This window comes from Psychromonas aquatilis, from assembly GCF_038155185.1.
GTDB lineage: Bacteria > Pseudomonadota > Gammaproteobacteria > Enterobacterales > Psychromonadaceae > Psychromonas > Psychromonas aquatilis.
Map to the genome: position 1 here is coordinate 1 of NZ_JBAKAZ010000409.1, position 213 is coordinate 213.

The following is a 213-nucleotide window of genomic DNA, read 5'->3' on the forward strand; positions in this document are numbered from 1 at the left end:
TGAAGGTTAATCAAACGGTTATTAGACCATGAATGCTAATCTGATAGTGCAAGCTCAAAGGGTTCGTCGTATAGCTCTACTTGTTTAAAGTTTTCCATACCAGGTAACTCTGCTAACATTAAGCAATCAAGCTCACCTTGCTCTAATTGCTTTAATAAGACCGCTGTTTGGTTCTCATGTAGATAAAGCTCCAAGTCAGGAAATGTTTCTTTC

The 213-nt window shown here is 38.0% G+C and carries 1 protein-coding gene; it reads right to left on the reverse strand.

What is annotated here, in order from left to right; translation table 11 throughout:
- Nucleotides 1-35: 35 nt before the first annotated feature.
- Nucleotides 36-213: LysR substrate-binding domain-containing protein (locus tag V6256_RS15965; RefSeq protein ID WP_341599184.1), on the reverse strand; the 178-nt coding region annotated here is incomplete at its 5' end.